The organism is Alkalicoccus luteus, from assembly GCF_052061695.1.
In the GTDB taxonomy this organism is placed as follows: Bacteria; Bacillota; Bacilli; order Bacillales; family Salisediminibacteriaceae; genus Alkalicoccus; species Alkalicoccus luteus.
In genome coordinates this window covers 273380-291053 of sequence record NZ_JBPZEY010000004.1, presented here as the reverse complement: position 1 = coordinate 291053, position 17674 = coordinate 273380, and the positions used below count along the sequence as shown (strand labels likewise).

Annotated in this window: 17 protein-coding genes; 10 read left to right on the top strand and 7 right to left on the bottom strand. The window is 50.4% G+C overall.

Annotated features, from left to right (window positions below; all coding sequences use genetic code 11):
* Positions 1-23: 23 nt before the first annotated feature.
* A complete protein-coding gene (locus ACSZLD_RS07690) occupies positions 24-908 on the bottom strand; it encodes a LysR family transcriptional regulator (protein WP_444684831.1) in 885 nt (294 codons plus the stop codon).
* Positions 909-1025: 117 nt separating this feature from the next.
* Between ACSZLD_RS07690 and ACSZLD_RS07685 the strand changes: the two genes are divergently transcribed.
* From ACSZLD_RS07685 to ACSZLD_RS07665, 5 genes are all read left to right on the top strand, one after another.
* The gene (locus tag ACSZLD_RS07685; RefSeq protein WP_444684809.1) at positions 1026-2240 is read left to right on the top strand and encodes an MFS transporter; all 1215 of its coding nucleotides are present in this window, start codon (positions 1026-1028) and stop codon (positions 2238-2240) included.
* A 66-nt stretch (positions 2241-2306) separates the two neighbouring features.
* The gene (locus tag ACSZLD_RS07680; protein ID WP_444684808.1) at positions 2307-3062 is read left to right on the top strand and encodes an alpha/beta hydrolase; all 756 of its coding nucleotides are present in this window, start codon (positions 2307-2309) and stop codon (positions 3060-3062) included.
* Between the two features lie 373 nt (positions 3063-3435).
* Complete coding sequence (locus ACSZLD_RS07675) at positions 3436-4329, top strand: DUF6612 family protein (protein WP_444684807.1); 894 nt, start codon at positions 3436-3438, stop codon at positions 4327-4329.
* A gap of 243 nt (positions 4330-4572) precedes the next feature.
* Positions 4573-4938, top strand: a complete 366-nt coding sequence (locus tag ACSZLD_RS07670) for an ArsR/SmtB family transcription factor (protein ID WP_377908617.1) — start codon at positions 4573-4575, stop codon at positions 4936-4938.
* The gene (locus ACSZLD_RS07665; RefSeq protein ID WP_377908618.1) at positions 4935-7073 is read left to right on the top strand and encodes a heavy metal translocating P-type ATPase; all 2139 of its coding nucleotides are present in this window, start codon (positions 4935-4937) and stop codon (positions 7071-7073) included. Before ACSZLD_RS07670 ends, ACSZLD_RS07665 begins: the two co-directional genes overlap by 4 nt.
* 55 nt (positions 7074-7128) lie before the next feature.
* Here ACSZLD_RS07665 and ACSZLD_RS07660 read toward each other — a convergent pair whose 3' ends face one another.
* Positions 7129-7653 carry a dihydrofolate reductase family protein gene (locus ACSZLD_RS07660; protein ID WP_444684806.1) on the bottom strand — a complete coding sequence of 175 codons (525 nt, stop codon included), beginning with the start codon at positions 7651-7653 and terminating at the stop codon, positions 7129-7131.
* 124 nt (positions 7654-7777) lie between these two features.
* Between ACSZLD_RS07660 and ACSZLD_RS07655 the strand changes: the two genes are divergently transcribed.
* Positions 7778-8659, top strand: coding sequence for a DUF5996 family protein (locus ACSZLD_RS07655; protein ID WP_444684805.1), 882 nt, complete (start codon positions 7778-7780; stop codon positions 8657-8659).
* Here the strand turns inward: ACSZLD_RS07655 and ACSZLD_RS07650 are convergent.
* Together ACSZLD_RS07650 and ACSZLD_RS07645 are read right to left on the bottom strand one after the other, a co-directional pair.
* A complete protein-coding gene (locus ACSZLD_RS07650) occupies positions 8627-9553 on the bottom strand; it encodes a DMT family transporter (RefSeq protein ID WP_444684804.1) in 927 nt (308 codons plus the stop codon). The two genes, ACSZLD_RS07655 and ACSZLD_RS07650, sit on opposite strands and share 33 nt — an antisense overlap.
* A 56-nt stretch (positions 9554-9609) precedes the next feature.
* On the bottom strand, positions 9610-10326 hold the full coding sequence (locus ACSZLD_RS07645) for a helix-turn-helix transcriptional regulator (RefSeq protein WP_377908622.1): 717 nt from the start codon (positions 10324-10326) through the stop codon (positions 9610-9612).
* Positions 10327-10456: 130 nt separating this feature from the next.
* Here ACSZLD_RS07645 and ACSZLD_RS07640 point away from each other — a divergent pair, with 130 nt between their 5' ends.
* On the top strand, positions 10457-11218 hold the full coding sequence (locus ACSZLD_RS07640) for a MerR family transcriptional regulator (protein ID WP_444684803.1): 762 nt from the start codon (positions 10457-10459) through the stop codon (positions 11216-11218).
* A gap of 363 nt (positions 11219-11581) precedes the next feature.
* Here the strand turns inward: ACSZLD_RS07640 and ACSZLD_RS07635 are convergent, their stop codons facing one another.
* On the bottom strand, positions 11582-11851 hold the full coding sequence (locus tag ACSZLD_RS07635; RefSeq protein WP_444684802.1) for a hypothetical protein: 270 nt from the start codon (positions 11849-11851) through the stop codon (positions 11582-11584).
* Positions 11852-12132: 281 nt separating this feature from the next.
* Here ACSZLD_RS07635 and ACSZLD_RS07630 point away from each other — a divergent pair, with 281 nt between their 5' ends.
* From ACSZLD_RS07630 to ACSZLD_RS07620, 3 genes are all read left to right on the top strand, one after another.
* Positions 12133-13341, top strand: coding sequence for an endo-1,4-beta-xylanase (locus ACSZLD_RS07630; protein WP_444684801.1), 1209 nt, complete (start codon positions 12133-12135; stop codon positions 13339-13341).
* Positions 13342-13699: 358 nt separating this feature from the next.
* On the top strand, positions 13700-14374 hold the full coding sequence (gene tenA, locus ACSZLD_RS07625; RefSeq protein ID WP_377908627.1) for a thiaminase II: 675 nt from the start codon (positions 13700-13702) through the stop codon (positions 14372-14374).
* Between the two features lie 78 nt (positions 14375-14452).
* Complete coding sequence (locus ACSZLD_RS07620; RefSeq protein WP_444684800.1) at positions 14453-14647, top strand: hypothetical protein; 195 nt, start codon at positions 14453-14455, stop codon at positions 14645-14647.
* A 124-nt stretch (positions 14648-14771) separates the two neighbouring features.
* On the opposite strand, the gene ACSZLD_RS07615 is transcribed toward ACSZLD_RS07620, so the two are convergent.
* Together ACSZLD_RS07615 and ACSZLD_RS07610 are read right to left on the bottom strand one after the other, a co-directional pair.
* Positions 14772-16754 (bottom strand): copper-translocating P-type ATPase, encoded by a 1983-nt coding sequence (locus tag ACSZLD_RS07615; RefSeq protein WP_444684799.1) that lies wholly within the window; start codon positions 16752-16754, stop codon positions 14772-14774.
* A 239-nt stretch (positions 16755-16993) separates the two neighbouring features.
* Positions 16994-17548 carry a hypothetical protein gene (locus ACSZLD_RS07610; RefSeq protein ID WP_444684798.1) on the bottom strand — a complete coding sequence of 185 codons (555 nt, stop codon included), beginning with the start codon at positions 17546-17548 and terminating at the stop codon, positions 16994-16996.
* Between the last annotated feature and the right edge of the window lie 126 nt (positions 17549-17674).

Below are 17674 nucleotides of genomic sequence, written 5' to 3'. Positions count from 1 at the left end.
TTCTTTACTGCTCTATACCCGTTTCAGCGGTCTTTAACGTGTCGGCCCAGGTGTTTAGCAGCATAATCTGCAAACGCTTCTGCGGCCGGGGACAGCTGGGAGCGGCGCATTCTGGACAGACCGATTGTGCGCGACGAGCCTGAAGGCTGAATGGGCACCTGTACGATTCGCAGTGTCCTGGCAGTCGGCTGCTTTGGAAGAATCGACACGCCAAGACCGGCTCCGACTAAACCTGCGGCAGTATCCGCTTCATCTCCCTCAAACGCAGGCGTAAGCGGCAGTCCTGCTTCACGAAACAGACGCTCTACGGACCGCCGCAGCGAATATCCTTCCTTTAAATGAATGAACGCTTCTTCCTGAATATCAGACAGGCGCAGATGAGTTTCAGAAGCCAGCGGGTGACCGTCCGGGAGCGTGATGTACAACTCTTCCTTCCATAAAGGCTGCCAGTCGACAGAAGACGGATTTTCAGGCTGGACGGTCAGACAAAGATCGAAAATGCCCTCTTCAAGCTGAGACAGCAAGGTGTGGGACGGCCCCTGGCCAAGCGCAAACGATACGTTCGGATATTTCTCCTTATAAACAGCAAGCAGCTCCGGCATGAGCCCGGTGCTGAGCGTGTGCAGGAAGCCGACAGAAATTCGGCCCATGTCCGGCGCCTGAAGCTCTTCGGCCTCCTGTTTTGCCGTGTCCAGTTCCTGTACAATCCGGCGGGTCCGGATTAAAAATTGCTTCCCAAAGCGGTTAAGATAGATCGAACGTCCGCGCCGGTCAAACAGCGGTGACCCAAGCTCGTCCTCGAGACGGGAAATGGCACGGCTCAGCGCCGGCTGGGTGACTGACAAAAACGCTGCCGCCTTCGTCAAATGCTCACGCTCTGCGGCTGCAATAAAATAGCGAAGCTGCATATCATCCAATACCATCAGCCTCCTTATGCAAATTAGACATGAATAACATGATTATCATGCATTATACAGCATGAATGTTGCATGCTACGATGGAAAAAGCAGGCAGGAGGGATGAACATGCCGAAAATTCGCAAGGGGACAACGACATTCACGAAAACAGCAGCCGCATTTTTTGCGGCTGGATTTAATACGTTTGCGATTTTATACTGTGTGCAGCCGCTGATGCCGGAGCTTTCTGCCGCGTTTGATGTCTCGCCGGCAGCAGCAAGCTGGACACTTTCCGGTACGACGATTGCGCTTGCTGCGGCGATGCTCGTATTTGGGACCATTTCAGAAGTGTACGGCCGAAAGCGGCTGATGGTGCTCACCATGTTTGCCGCATCGATTCTCTGCTTTTTAACTGCTTTTATGCCAGGCTACACGGAAATGGTCGCGATGCGGACGCTCACTGGCGTTGCGCTTGCCGGTCTTCCTGCTGTTGCGATGGCGTATTTAGGAGAAGAGATCGAACCAGGGAGCCTTGGAGCAGCGATGGGACTCTATATTAGCGGGAACGCAGCAGGAGCCGTGTTTGGGCGCGTTTTTTCCGGCGTTACCGGGGGGATGTTCGGCTGGGAAACAGCTGTTGCCGGCACAGGCCTGATCAGCATTGCAGCAGCTGTCGTGTTCTGGAAAAGCCTGCCGGAGTCGCAGCACTTCAAAGCAAAGCAGGCGGATCCGGCGGCACTGGGGAAGGGCATGCTGTATCACTTGCAGCAGCCTGCTATGATTTGTTTGTTTCTCATGGGCTTTATGCTGCTCGGGAGCAACACGGCACTGTTTACGTTCATTGGCTATGAGCTCATGCAGGAGCCTTACAGCATGTCTCAGACGCTGGTCGGCTGGCTGTTTCTCATTATGATCGTCGGGATGTTCAGCTCTGTACTCACAGGACGCCTGCTCGACCGTTTCGGCAGGCAGCAGGTTTTAATCGGAAATTTGCTGCTTGCAGCGGGCGGAACGGCGCTGACGCTTGTGCCCGATGCAGTCGTTAAAATAATCGGCATCGGTGTGTTTACGTTTGGCTTTTTTATCAGCCATTCGGTTGCGAGCGGCTGGGTCAGTCAGCTGGCAGCGACGAATAAATCACAGGCGTCTTCGATCTATCTCTTCCTGTATTACGGAGGATCGACAGCAGCAGGACCGCTCGGCGGCTTGATTTGGTCGGGAGGAGGCTGGCCGGGACTTGCGGGACTGACGCTCGCCTTTCTTCTGACAGCTGTGCTGCTGGCTCTGCTGCTGGTTCGGCTGACCTCTGTGAAAGAGGAAGTACGTGTGCCATCCAGAGCCTGATCAGTCGATCTTGCTGCGGTTCTCTACTATAATTAAGAGCGATGAAGAGAAGAGCAGGAGGTAGTTATGAAGCTTGTCAGACCGAAAGCATTTACGATGAAGGCAGGAAAGCGTGCCGTTTTGCTGCTGCACGGTTTTACCGGCAATCCGGCAGATGTGCGCCGGCTCGGAAGGCATCTGCACAAGGCCGGATACACGTGTCACGCGCCCATCTACCGCGGACACGGTATGCAGGCCGAGACGCTGATAGATACTAACCCCAATGACTGGTGGCAGGACGTTCTCCAAGGCTATGCCTGGCTGCAGGAGGAAGGATACGAGGAAATTGCCTGTGCAGGCGTATCGCTCGGCGGGTTGTTTACATTGCGGGCGGGAGCAGAGCTGGACGTGAAAGGACTCGTTTCGATGAGTGCACCGATTTTGGAAAAAAGCATGGACAGCCTCCGTCGCCGCGTTACTTCCTATGCAAACGAATATAATCGAGTTACCGGACTCGCTCAGGAAGAGGCAGAAGCAGCAGAGCAGCAGCTGAATCAGCATCCGATGCCTTTTCTGGAGCCGCTGCAGCAAATGATTACAGGGGTGAGAGAAGAACTCGGGGACATCGCAGCGCCGCTTTACGTGATTCAGGGTGAACGGGATGAGCGGCTATACTTGGAAAGTGCGCCGATTATCGAACGAGAAGCCGGATCCGCGCAAAAGAAGCTGTCCTTTTACAAAGATTCCGGTCATTTAATTACAGTCGGGCGCGAAAAAGAAGCACTGTTTCAGGACATCGAAGCATTTCTCGATACGCTGGACTGGAAAGAGCCTTTGGAATGAGAGATTCCAAAGGCTCTCTTTTTGAGTGGAGAGGGGGGAGGTAGAGAGTTGCTTTTGCTCGTCCTTATGTTGCTTTATTCGTTATAACGGGCTTTTAAGTAACGTAAGTTACATTCGAACGCTGCAACGTTGCTTTCCGGCGGTCTTGTGTGACCTTTGAACACCGTTGTATAAGCTATTTACCTCGCTAAGCAGCTTCTCAAGTCTTACTATCCTTAAGGAGTAAGAAAACTGCTGCATTGTCTAAGCTGCCAATACAAAAAGGATTTTTAATCCCTTATTTGGAAAAAAGAAGTTTATCATTTCCATATGAAAGGAAGTGAAAAGAGATGTCAGTTGTGCCACGGATATGATACATAAAAGGCTGGATTTGATGAAAAAAGCAGTTATTTGCATGAGCACTGCCGTCCTGTTCGCAGCCCCGGCAGCCGTGTCGGCCAATGGAGACGCAGCAAATATTCTGGCGCATTCCAACGACGCGATGGACAGCCTCGAGAGCTATTCCAGCACGATTGAGCTGGAGCAGACAATTACGGAAAATGGAGAGGGCTTTACGACAGAATCGATAATCGAGCAAGATATTATCGTCGATCCGTTTAAACTGCGTCAGGAAACGACTACCATCATACCAGAGCTTGGAGAAGAGGAAACGCTGCTGTCCTACTGGACGGATGAAGGCTTCTTCCAGGAAGATGGGGAAGGTGGCTGGATCCGTCTTGATGACGGCATGGATGATGCCATGATGGCACAAGATTCACTTGGCGATACAGAGGCATGGGCGGATGATTTCGATGTCTCCGAAGAAGACGGGTACTATGTGCTGACCTACACAGGGGATGCCGATGATCTCGACGATCTTGCGGAAGCGTTTGACGATATGAACGGGGATATGGAAGGCATGCCTGAAGAGATGGAAGCGATGATGGAGGTCGAGGACTTCTCCTATGAGCTTCATATCGATTCTGAAACCTATTATGTGACAGAAGCCTTGATCGACTTATCGCTGGACATGGACATCGACGGCATAACGGCGTCGATCGAACAGCTGATGACGATCTCCTTCCATAACTTCAATGGCGTCGAGGATTTCGACGTTCCTGAAGAAGCGCTTGCCGCTGAAGATCTGGAAGAAGTTTTAGAAGACGAGCTCGGCGATGAACTGCCAGCGACGGCAACCTCCTATCCACTTTGGATGGGCATCGGTATCGCACTTGCAGCAGCAGGGACCTTTTTCATTACCGGAAGAAGAGGCACCACGACATCCTAAATCAAGCAGGCCCCCGAATGGTGGATGAGAGTCCATCGTTCGGGGGTCTTTATCGTATCAGAGTAGTGTGCCGTATGGGAGCGATGGTAGTCAAAAAAGAGCCCTTGTGGTATAGAAAAGGTCATCTCACATTAGACATAGTACAGATAATAAATCGATTCATTCAAACTAATATTTGAATGAATCGATTTTTATGCTATACTTCATTCAAATGAATATTTGAATGGAATGGGGGCTTGTCATATGAAAGGAGAACAATGCAGTGTTTATATGGTGCACGAGCAAAAAGTCCAACGAGCTAAATCAGCTATACAGTCAAAACAAATCAAGGGAATGACATCTATTTTTAAGGCACTCGCAGATGAAACTCGACTGAAAATTGCTTTCGCTCTTTGGATGGAAGAAGAGCTCTGTGTTTGTGATGCAGCAGCGGTTATTGAATCCTCAACTGCTTCTGCCTCGCATCACCTTCGATTACTGCATCGACTTGGATTAACAAAGCAGCGCCGTGAAGGGAAACTTGTTTATTACTCGCTAGATGATGAGCATGTTCGTCAGCTTATCCTGATTGCTGCTGCACATCAGCAGGAAAGGAAGGGAGAGTTGTGAAAACGTACCAGATTGAGGGGCTGACCTGCGCCTCGTGTGCTGCTAGATTCGAGAAAAACGTAAAGAAAATTCCTAGTGTCACGAAAGCTGAGGTGTATTTCACCTCTTCTAAACTGCGTGTTGAAGGACCTGTATCTATAAAAGAGCTGGAGCGGGCAGGTGCATTTGAAAAGTTGACGTTGACGGAGGGGCGTCATGCACAGACAAAAAAAGCGTGGTGGTCTATCATGCGCACATGGACCACAATCGGTTCAGGCCTGCTGCTGGCAGCCGGGCTTTTTCTAATTGGCATCGGCGAACGGGATATGGCTCTCCCGCTATTTGCAGGTTCAATTCTCATCGGCGGTTCGTCGCTGCTTTGGCAAGGGCTGAAAAATTTGTTTTCGCTCACGTTTGATATGAAAACCTTGATGACGATTGCTGTAACAGGAGCTGCCTTAATCGGAGAGTGGGCCGAAGCGTCCGCCGTCGTTTTTTTATTCGCGATCAGTGAATGGCTAGAGTCCTATTCGATGGATCGGGCTAGATATTCATTGAAATCGCTGATCAGTCTGGCTCCAAAAGAGGCGGTAGTAGATCGATACGGCCATCCAGAAACAATTCCTGCCGAGGAGGTCCAAGTCGGAGACAGGCTGCTCGTTTATCCGGGAACGACGATAGCTGCCGATGGAAAAATAACTGCAGGATTTTCAACCATCAATCAATCTTCCGTTACTGGAGAATCGGTGCCGGTAGAAGCGAAACCCGGAGCTTGCGCACTTGCAGGTACGCTAAATGGAGAGGGGATGCTGGAGTTAACAGTCACTGAAACGCAGGAGGATTCGAGACTTGCCAAAATCATTCATCTAGTTGAACAAGCGCAGTCAGAAAAAGCACCTGCCCAGCAGTTTATTGATCGCTTTGCTGCTATTTATACTCCTGCTGTTGTCGTTTTAGCTGCTGCTGTTGCTGTACTGCCGCCGGTTGTAGTCGGAGGGGGATGGGAAGAATGGATATACCGCGCCTTAGCGCTGCTCGTGGTGGCCTGTCCATGTGCATTAGTACTTTCTACCCCCGTAGCAGTTGTCACAGCACTTGGGACGGCCGCGAAGAACGGGGTATTAATAAAAGGAGGTCGTTATTTGGAGCAGCTTGGATCTATCCAGGCTCTGGCCTTTGATAAAACGGGGACGTTAACAACTGGAAAGCTCTGTGTGACTGACTGTATCACATTTGGAAGAAAGGACTGGATGCTTGAGGCAGCAGCTTTGGAGCAATTCTCCAAGCATCCACTGGCTGGAGCTGTGGTCGACTATGCAGAACAGCAATTTGGGAAGATTGAAGCTTCCGTGACCGAGGTACAATCCAAAACAGGAAAAGGCCTTTCAGGTAATGTGAACGGAAGGCAGCTTTTCATCGGCAGTCCAGCATTTGTAGCCGGGCTTTCTTCTGGATGGAGGGCTGACATGGAACACCTCGTTCAAACATTTAGAGAAGAAGGAAAGACTGTGCTGGTATGCGGAGATCAAACGGGTGTCCTCGGCTTGTTTGCTTTAAAGGATAGAGTCAGAGCGGAGAGCAAGGAAATACTTTCAGACCTTAAACAAGTAGGACTAAAGCAGATGATTATGCTGACAGGCGATCATCCCCGTACTGCTAAGGCGCTGGCTGCTGAGCTTGGAGGTATAGAAGTGAAGGCTGGGCTGCTTCCGGAAGAAAAGCTGCAGCATATAAAAAAGCTGCAGCATAAGTATCATAAAGTTGGGATGGCCGGAGATGGTGTTAACGATGCGCCAGCTCTGGCAGCGGCTGATATAGGTATTGCAATGGGAGGAGCTGGAACCGACGCTGCTCTGGAAACAGCAGATGCAGCATTGATGTCGGATGATCTCCGACAGCTGCCGCATATCATACATTTAAGCCGGCAGACAATGAGGATTATCCGCCAGAATATATTCTTCTCGCTATTAATCAAGACAGCAGCTGTACTGCTGATTGTTGCAGGTATGCTGCCCCTCTGGCTCGCTGTTGCAGCTGACGTAGGGGCGACCCTTCTTGTCACTTTAAATGGGGTAAGGATCGCTGCTATTTTTCATAACAAGAAGCAGAAAGAGGAGGTTGGACCCGGGGCAGGAGTAAAGGAACAAATCATTTAGCAGTCAAATGTGCGCGGAAATACTCTCAGTTCCCGTAAAAATGCAAAAGGATATTTTACCGCTTCCGCCGGTACGTCAGTTCGACGAATTCATCAAACTGGCGGGTGCCTTCCAAAACCAGGTCATGCTCGTAATCACCTTCCGGAAACAGCCTGACGCCGCGGCCGATGAGCACGGGTGCGATTGCAATTTGAAAACGGTCAATCAGATCGGCTTCTAGCAGCTCACGAATCACCTCACCGCCGCCAACGATCCAGATCGGCTTTTCTGCCGAATTTTTCAGCTCCATTATGAGATCCGCGGGTGACTGCCGGGATACTTTCGCATCCGGGACGTTCTGAACCGTTCTGGAAAGGACCCAGCACGGCTTATCAGCGTAAGGAAACCCTTCTGTCATCTCCTGCTTGATCCATTCATAGGTGCGGCGGCCCATCACTACCGTTCCAATCGTTTCGTAAAACGCCTCATATCCCGTATCGCCGCCCTGCTCCTGACGAAACAGCCACTCGAGTGAATCTTCTTCTGATGCAATATAGCCGTCCAGGCTGACAGCGATAAATACATGGACCTCTGCGTACATGGAATCGCCTCCTTTTTCCTTCTATTATACGTGTTCTCAGCAGGAAAGTTGCCAGCGAATCTCGAAACAGTTCAGCAGACAGTGGAAGCGCATAGACACGGAAAAACGATGAGGAGGTACTAACATGCATCACTTAAAACACGAAGACTGGAAGGACACAAAAATGACGCTGCATCTGCTGTCGCAGATTCTCGGGAAAGTCCGTCTGGAAATGGCAGAGCAGCAGCCGCAGTGGGCGCACGTAACGCTGCCGCTGACGCCAGGCGGCTTTACAACGGGCAGGCTGTATCACAACGAAAGCTGTTTTTCGATTGAACTCAACGTTCTACAGCACAAAATCATCGTGACCTGCGAAGGAGAACGCGCGATCATTCCCCTGGAGGACGGGACGACCATTCAGTCCTATTACCGACAGCTTGCTGCCGCGCTGGAGCAGTTCGGCTGCCCTGTGTCCATCTTCACAAAGCCGCAGGAAATGACGTATGTCACCCCGTTTGAATCGTGTACCGATGTGTTTACGTATGATCCGGAGCTCGCTGTTGCCGGCTTTCGGCTGTTTCAGCACGCAGAGCGGGAACTGACTGCGTTTTTGGCCCCTCTTCGCACGAGAAAAGTCATGCCGGCGCTTTTCTGGGGCACGTTTGATGTGTCGGGCCTGATCGTCAGCGACCGTTACGAACCATTCCCTGAAGACAAAGTTATTGAAAAAGGCGCCTTCGATGAGCAGTTTGTTGAATTCGGGTTCTGGACAGGCGATGAGCAGGTGAACGAGCCAACCTATTTCGTGCTTCCGTATCCGTTTTTATTTCAGGAGCTGACATCCGGCACGCTGGAGCCGGAGGATGCCTGGTATGATGCTTCCTTGAGTGAAGCCTTTTACAGAGGCAGCGACGTCCAGACCTTTTTAACAAGCTCCTTTACGCTGCTGGCAGAGGAGCTTGGCTGGGAGAAAACCGATCACATTTTCCGTCCGCTATCGATGCCGCCCCAGAAAAATCGGCGCTGATGCCTGATGTCGGCGCAGCTTCCGCTGGATAGCAGGGTAGTACGGACGCAGGACGAGAACAGCAAGTCCGAAGGTAACAAGGAACAGCCCGGCCCAGGAAAGCGCCTGCAGCTGTTCACCGATAAAAAAGATGCCGAGCAGCGCGGCTGTCACCGGTTCCGCCAGTGAGAGTGTCACGGCGTTGGATGACGTGGTATGCAGTAAGCCGGTAACGAATAATGCGTAGGCGATGCCGGTAGCTGCGATGCCTAAATGAAGAGCCGTCAAGGATCCGGCAGCTGAAAGAATCCAGCTTGTATCGGTAAATACAAGAAGCGGTGCGAGTATCAGGCCGCTGAGGCTGAATACGACCGCGGCGGACGCAAGCGGCGGCTGTTCGTGCACGAGGCGTTCGCTCGCAATCGTATAGAGTGCAAAGGAGCAGCCGGCCCCGAGTGCAGTGAAGATGCCGGCAGGGTGAGCGGTGATTGCGGACTGATTGATCATAAGCAGCGTGCATCCGCTTCCAGAAAGGACGGTGGAAATCCACCAGACGGCTGTCGGACGGCGCTTGCGCCACTTCCACTCCATGAATCCGGCAAATATCGGGGCGCTGCCGATGGCAATGACCGAGCCAACCGCAATACCGGTCAGAGATACAGCGGAGAAGAAGAACGGCTGATAGCAAGCCATGGCAACGGCTGCAGTTAACACAGAAGGCATATGCCAGCCGGAAAGCCGGAATCCGCCTGCTGCGACTGCGATTATGATGAGAAACAATCCGCCGATCAACAGCCGAACGGCGCCGATCGAAAGAGGAGACGTGTTGTCCGGTCCTAAAAACTGAGCGGTTCCGGTCGTTCCCCACAGCAGGGCCGCGCTCAGAATGAGAAATGGTGCCAGTTTGACAAACATAAAACTCCCTCCTTTTCCTGTATACGTTCATCGTAGGAAAAAAAGGGAGCGGACGTTTACCTATTAGTCGGGTGATCTTTATCTATTGTCAGGCTTCGCCTGAACTGTCTCGGGGAAACGCCCGCGTTTGCCGTGAACCAGCGCGAGAACGAGGACAGGTTTTCAAAGCCTAGCTCAACCGCAATCGTCGTTGCTGAATACGAACTCCACGTCAGCAGCCGCCTTGCTTCTTCCATTCGAAGGCCGGTGATATAGGCGTACGGGGTCGTGCCGGTACGGCGGCGGAACCATTCAATGTAATGACTCGGATGGTAGTGCTCCAGCTGCGCGAGCTTTTCGACGGGAATTTTTTCACGGAAATGCTCGTGAATGTACTGGAGAGAAGGGGACGGCGCCGTCTGCAGCTGGGCCAAAATATATTTCGTCAATTCCGTAATCGTCCGGTTGTCCTGCCGGATCTCCTCCAGCAGCAGAAAACGCAGCGCCTTCCACTTTTCATCCAGCCATTCGTATGTGACTGCATCATAGCTCGGAGGCAGATAGCCGGGCGGGATGTCCAACGCCAGAAATTCGTTGTAAGAAGGAGAAAAATACGTATGCTTCCACTGCGGCGGAATATAAAAATACGATTCTTCACGTACAATCGACTCCTGATTGTTGATGTCAATATGCAGCGACCCTTCCAGCGGAAACAGCAGCTGTCCGTAAGCATGCTCGTGCGTCTGCACCCACGAAGAATATGTCCTCTTTTCACAAACGATCCGCTCCTGCATCTGCTCACCTCCTCTTGATCCATCAATTGGTAAAAAGATTACCACGTTCTGCGAAAAGAAGCTACTGTTTCATGGTTGACCTTGACGCAGCGTCATACGACAAACTGAAGAAAGAAGGGAGGGATACGACATGAGCTGGACGATTCAGCAGCTGGCCAAACTCTCAGGAGCCAGTCCGCGCGCACTGCGGTTTTATGAACAGAAAAGGCTTCTGACTCCGAAGCGGGGAGATAATGGATACCGTCAGTATGAAGAAACCGATCTGGCGCGGCTGCAGCGTATTTTGTTTTTCCGCGAGCTGGATCTGCCTTTAGCAGAAATAAGGGGTATTCTTGATCAGACAGAAGCCGAACAGCGGCAGGCTTTAACCGATCACATGAAGCGCCTGGAGGCTGAAAAGGAGCGTCTGGAAAACGTGCTCGAAACAATGCGGAACGAACTGGAGGGGAATGCTATGCGCGCAGAGGAACGGTTTGAAGGATTTAAAAGAATGAAAATGGCGGAGAACGAAGCGACGTACGGCGATGAAGTACGGGAAAAATATGGGGAAGCGGCAGTTGAGCAGGCGAACGAAGCATGGAAACAAATGAGTAAAGCAGATTATGAACAGATGCAGCAAACAGAAGAGGAGCTGTTCGCCATTCTAGCGAGAGAGGCGGCGAACGGAGACCCGGACTCAGAAGCAGGGAGGCAGGCAGCTATGCTGCACCGGAAATGGCTGATGTTCAGCTGGGAGACTTATTCGCCCGAGGCGCATGCTGGTATCGTGCGCATGTACACGGCTGATGAGCGTTTTCAAGCCTATTACGATGCCTGTGCAGCAGGCGCGGCTGTTTATCTGCGTGATGCCGTTTTAGCTTGGACGAATCAGCAGAAGAACAGAACCGAATAAGCGGAAAAGCCGGTTAAATGCCGGCTTTTTTGCTGGAGAAATTGATTACGGCGGCCGGAGGATAATAAGTTGAGGGTTGAGAATGAAAAGATTAAGGGGAAGAATGATAAAATATTCGCTATGACGAACGGAGAATGATAGCAAACATAAGTTTCAGCCTGAGAATAATAAGTTTGGGAGGAAGGATGATAAAGTTTAGCCTCAGGATGAAAAGTTGGAAGCTTCGGGCAATAACTTTTCATCAGAGGCAGCAGGAGGGCCAGGCTGCAGGCTCAAAAGTAAATGCTGCAACGAAAAAACTGCCCCGCGGCGACATCGCTGGACAGCTGTAAGTATGATTTCTGTTGGGGAGTAAGCAGGAAGTCAGATACGTTTTATTCCGGACGGGTGAAGGCGGTCCAGCAGTGTCCGCTGGAGAGACTGCTTTTCGCGGAAAACCTGATTGAGCCGGGACTCATTCTGTCGTACCTGAAGTCGGAGATCGGACAGTTCGTTAACGGAGCGCTGGGCGAGCTCGCGGGAACGATGAGCGCAACTTGTCATCATTACAGCGGAAATCTGCACCTTGTATTCCCGGATCCGGTCCTGAAGCTTTGTTGCTTCTTTTTCCAGCGTCTGCAGCTTTTGTTCCATGTTCATCCCTCCTAGTAAGATAATGTGGCGTTTGACCACATTTTTTCATATTTTAGTTTCTTTACCCCTTCGGACGGAAAGAAAAACCAAATAACCGGAAATAGGCACGAAGCGAGCCTGCAGCTATCGATGAAATACCTATAAAAAACAAGGGCTATAGAATCTTTTTTCAGAATAGATAGTTTATTCAGTGTACAAACAATGTAAGCGCTATTATAATAGAGGATAGTTAGAAAAGTATTTCTTTTCTACAAAAATACGGAATAAAGGGAGGAAATGGAATGCAGTCATTTTGGAAACGTACGGCAGCTGCCGGTCTGGCGGTATCACTGCTGGCAGGAGCAGCAGCAGGTTCAGCTGCGGCACAGGGAAAAGGACAGCAGGGACCACCGAAAGGCGGAATCTTCGGAGAAGGGGAGATGGGCAACGGTAACGTACAGCCTCACGCTTGGCAGGTGCAGTCAATGGCAGACAGATTCAGTGATTCCTTTCCGATCGGAGCAGCGGTGGAACCTTGGCAGCTGAACGGCAAGCAGGGGAAGATTCTGAAGCACCACTACAACAGCATTGTTGCTGAAAATGCGATGAAGCCGATTTCCCTTCAGCCGGAGGAGGGCGTCTGGGATTGGGAAGGTGCAGACCGGATCGCTGACTTTGCCAGAAAGCATGACATGGAGCTCCGCTTCCATACGCTCGTCTGGCACAATCAGGTACCGGACTGGTTCTTCCTGGATGAAGACGGCAGCCCGATGGTGGATGAAACCGATGAGGCGAAGCGGGCAGCAAACAAAGAGCTGCTGCTGGAGCGTCTCGACACACATATTGAAACCGTAGTAGATCGCTATAAAGATGTTGTCACCGCCTGGGATGTCGTAAATGAAGCAATTGATGACGGCGGCGGTCTGCGTGAAACCGCCTGGTATCAGATTACCGGCACGGACTACATCAAAACAGCATTTGAATCAGCGCGTGAGCATGCTGGAGATGATGCGATGCTTTACTTAAATGACTACAACACAGAAGTTCCTTCCAAGCGGGACGACCTGTATGATCTGGTTACGGATCTGCTGGAGGACGATGTGCCGGTGGACGGCATCGGTCACCAGGCACATATTCAAATTGGCTGGCCTTCGATTGAAGATACCAGGGACTCCTTCGAGCTCTTTACGGAACTGGGGCTCGACAATCAGGTGACAGAGCTCGACGTCAGCCTGTACGGATGGCCGCCGGATAACGCCTATGCAACGTATGACGAGATTCCGGACAGCCTTTACGACGAGCAGGCTGAACGCTTCGGAGAAATATTCTCCCTGTATGAAGAGCTCGACGCTGACATCAGCAGCGTGACGTTCTGGGGCATCGCCGATAACCACACATGGCTCGATGATCGTGCCGAGCAGTACAGCGGCACCGGCATCGACGCTCCATTCGTATTTGATGAAAACTACCGCGTTAAACCCGCCTTCTGGCGCATGATGGACGAACGGTAAACAAAACAGCTCTCTCCAGGCTGCTTCACCCCCCCTTTTGAGGCAGCCGGAGGGCTGTTTTTTTGTAGATCGGACCAGTTGCAAATGAGCATCCGCTATGGTAAAAAGAAGGAAATACGTAACGCACCGCTCTGGGGGAGCTGAACGCCGGCTGAGAGAGACGAGGTCTCGACCCTTAATTACCTGATCTAGTTCGTACTAGCGGAGGGAAGACGCGGCGTATAGAGAGAGTTCATTCTTCTCTTTTCATATGCCGAAACGCGCTTCTTTCCTGTTGGGAAGAAGTTTTTTTGTGCACCGGATCAGGTTCATAAAGCTCTCGGCAGCTGGTGATAAACGAATAAGGAGAGTGGTTGACATGAGATTCAGTGAAAGATTACACGAAAAGCTGCAGCCGATTTGGCGGGAAAACCACCAGCATCCGTTCGTGACAGAGATGGGAGAAGGGACGCTCGATCCAGAGAAATTCCGCTTTTTCATGGTACAGGACTATCTGTACTTAATTGAGTATGCCAAGCTGTTCGCGATTGGGGCGTCCAAGGCAACGAACGTGGAGACGATGGGACGATTTGCAAAGCTGCTCGATGTCACGATGAATGATGAAATGGAACTGCACCGCGAATACGCCAAGAAGTTCGGCATCACCGAGCAGGAGTTGGAGGAAGCATCGCCTTCACCGACGACGCTCGCCTATACGCACTATATGCTGCACGTCGGTCAAAACGGCTCGCTTAGTGATCTTGTCGCCGCCCTGCTTCCGTGCGCGTGGAGCTATTGGGAAATAGGGCGCGAACTGGCGGTTATACCAGGCGCTGCCGATCATCCGCTCTATGGAGAATGGATCCGTATGTACAGCTCAGAGGAGTTTGCACAAACCGCACAGTGGTGTATCGATCTTTTGGACGAGTTAACAGCGGACAGCTCCGAAGCCGAACTTCAGAAGCTGGAAACGATCTTTCTGAACACGACCCGGTTTGAGTATATGTTCTGGGATATGGCGTATCATCAGACGATGTGGCCGATGAAAGCCTGACGAACGAATGGTTATCCGGCGTGAGATGGACAGTCAATGGGGCGCGCGTGTATGATGCCTTCTGAAAGGAGGAATTTGATGCACCGTGTTCTCATTGCATTTATCGTGCTGCTTTTAATGGCGGTAATGATCAACGTCATTATCCCTCACACGGCGCTGCTGTTTTACAGTCCGGGCTTTTTTAACGGCATCGTGGAAGTGACGAAGCTGCTCATTCTGCTGTACATTTTGAAAATTGCCCTCGACGTCCGGGAACAGACGAGACATTCGTAAAAGGAGTACAACATACATACTGCTAGCCGCGGGATTGATCGTAGTCAAAAGCAGATGAAAAAGACCGGCTTGTTGAACTTATTCAACCGCCGGTTTCTTTATAGTAGAGGTGCACAGAGATCAATTATTCGGATTTTAACAGTTTGGCATTAATTGCAACGATTATAGTGCTGACTGACATTAACACAGCCCCCACCGCTGGAGTTAACAATATACCTGCTTGATAAAGTATGCCGGCAGCGAGAGGCAGGGCGATGATATTATATCCGGCTGCCCACCAAAGATTTTGAATCATTTTTCGGTAAGTAGAGCGGGAGAGTCTGATCAGCGCTGCAACGTCTAAAGGGTTGCTGCGGACAAGTACCACATCTGCTGATTCAACCGCGACATCTGTGCCTGCTCCAATGGCGATACCTAAATCAGCAACGGCTAGCGCAGGAGCATCGTTCACCCCGTCGCCTGTCATCGCGGTTTTCTTACCAGCTCTTTGAACTTGTTCCACAATTTCTGCTTTCTCATGAGGGAGAACTTCTGCATAGATCTGATCTAGTCCAAGTTCCTTGCCGACCCATTGAGCGACGGTTCGATTATCGCCTGTAACCATCATGGCTTCGATTCCCATTTGATGCAAGATCCGGACTGCTTCTTTGGAATCCTCGCGCACTTGATCAGCAAGTGCGATCATCCCGTATAACACATCATCAACAATGAGAAAAATGACCGTTTTCCCTTCAGAGGATAATTGCTGAAAAGTAGCCTCATGGAAAGAGACCTTATTTTCACGCATATAACCGGGGCTGACTGCAAGAACTTGTTTATCTTGAATCCGGCCGCTCAATCCTTTTCCCGTTAACGAATCGACCTCTTCAGGAGGGGAGTAATTGATTCCTTCTTCCTCCGCAGAACGCACAATTCCTTGGGCAATTGGATGAGCAGAGGAGGATTCCAGTGAGGATGCGTAATACAAAATAGTTTTTCTGTCCGCATGTTCTTCTATGACATCCGTAATTCCAAATTCACCTTTTGTTAACGTGCCGGTTTTATCGAATAGCACGGCATTCAGATATCTTGCTTCTTCAAAGCTGGTCCGATTGCGAATCAAAAGTCCTTTTTTAGCAGAGAGGGAGGTAGAAACCGCCGTTACAAGCGGGGCAGCAAGTCCCAATGCGTGCGGACATGCAATAACCATAACGGTTACCATTCGTTCTATCGCAAAGTTAGTCGAAAACCCGGCAGCAAGCCATCCAGACAAGGTTAGTACTCCGGCGATAACGGCGACATAAAAAAGAAATTTAGCCGCTCTGTTTGCCAGATCCTGTGTCCGGGACTTCGATTCCTGTGCTTCCTGGACTAATTTAATTACCTGGGACAAATAGCTTTCCTGGCCGGTTTTTTCAACGACCACAGTTAACGCACCTTCACTGTTAATCGAGCCTCCGATTAAAGAATCCCCAGCCTCTTTGTAAACAGGAACCGATTCACCAGTGACTGCTGATTCATCCACGTCAGATCTGCCTTGTGCAACGGTTCCATCTACCGGAACTTTTTCTCCAGGTTTTACAAGGACACGCTGACCCGGAGTGAGAGTAGAAGCTTTCACTTCGACGGTTGTCCCGTCTTCTTGTAATAAATGGGCGCTGGAAGGCATGAAACGGACGAGTTCCTCTAAATCGCTGGAGGCGCCGGCAATCGATTTCATTTCAATCCAATGGCCAAGCAGCATGATTACGATTAAGGTAGAGAGTTCCCAGTACATTTCATGTCCCGGAACGCCAAATACAACGGCTGTGCTGTAAAAATAGGCGACAGAAATGGCCAGGGAAATCAGCGTCATCATTCCTGGATTCCGATCACGCATTTCACTTACTATTCCTTTTAAGAACGGCCAGCCCCCGTAGAAGTACACAAAACTAGATAGAAGAAAAAGAATATACATATCAAACGGGAAGCGCCAGTTTTGCCCTAAAAACTCCTGAATCATTGGAGAAAGGGCAAGGATTGGTACCATAACTGCAGCTGAGACATAAAATCGATGTTTAAAATCGTTCAGATGATTTGCGTGATTTGCTGGCTGGTGGTTATGCTCGTGTCCCTGATGATGTTCCATCTGGATCCCTCCCTCTTTTCGTTCCATAATAAGATAAAAATGTGAGGAAAGTGTGTATATTCAGAAAGTTTAGTGTTGATCTTTTTATGGAAAATAAAAATAGGAATAAAGTAATTCGCTGACTCACATAAGGAGTTTCGATCCTTGTTAACAGTAAAATCGGAATGAGAGCGATCGTGTTTAATCTGTAACCAGTAAAAAACCGCCTTCCTGAAAAATCCGGAAGGCGGTTCATTTTTTTATTCAGTGGCTGTAGTGCGGCGTCGCATGAGCATCATGCCGCCGGCACCTGCTGCAAGCAGAGCCATCAGCGCGAGAGTCGGGTAGGAAGTAGCCGTTGCAGGCATTTCGTTTCCTTCATCGTCGTGATTGTTGTCATTATGGTTTGCGTTGTTATCCGCGTCGTTGTGATCGTTGTTGTTGTCATTGTTATGGTTTTCTTCGGCTTCTTCATTGTTGCCGTTGTTGTTCGTTCCTTCAGTTCCTTCGCCTTCGCCATTTCCATTTTCACCATTCTCGCCTGTCATAGCGGCGTCATGGTCAAGAAATGTTTGTTCGAGGCCGGCATCAAGCGTCAGGCTTTCACATGGAACGCCGTCACTGTCGCCGTCAAGGCCTTCCGGGTCATTCTCAGAGCTGTAGTCATGCGACTCCCAGAACTCCCAGACCTCTTGACCTGTTTCAAAATCCCCGCAGTTTACTGTACCTTCTTCGTGATCGGCGTGAGCCGCAGACATACCTCCAAAACCGATGAGAGCAGCGCTGGTGAACGTTACGAACCATTTCTTCATCACACATTCATCCTCCTTGTTTTGAAATATGTACCAGAGTACAAGGCTCATCATGGCATAATCGACCTAAAATTAGCAATAACATTCTAAAAATTCAAGTTAAGTTCCAGTACGATCCTACCGCTTGAA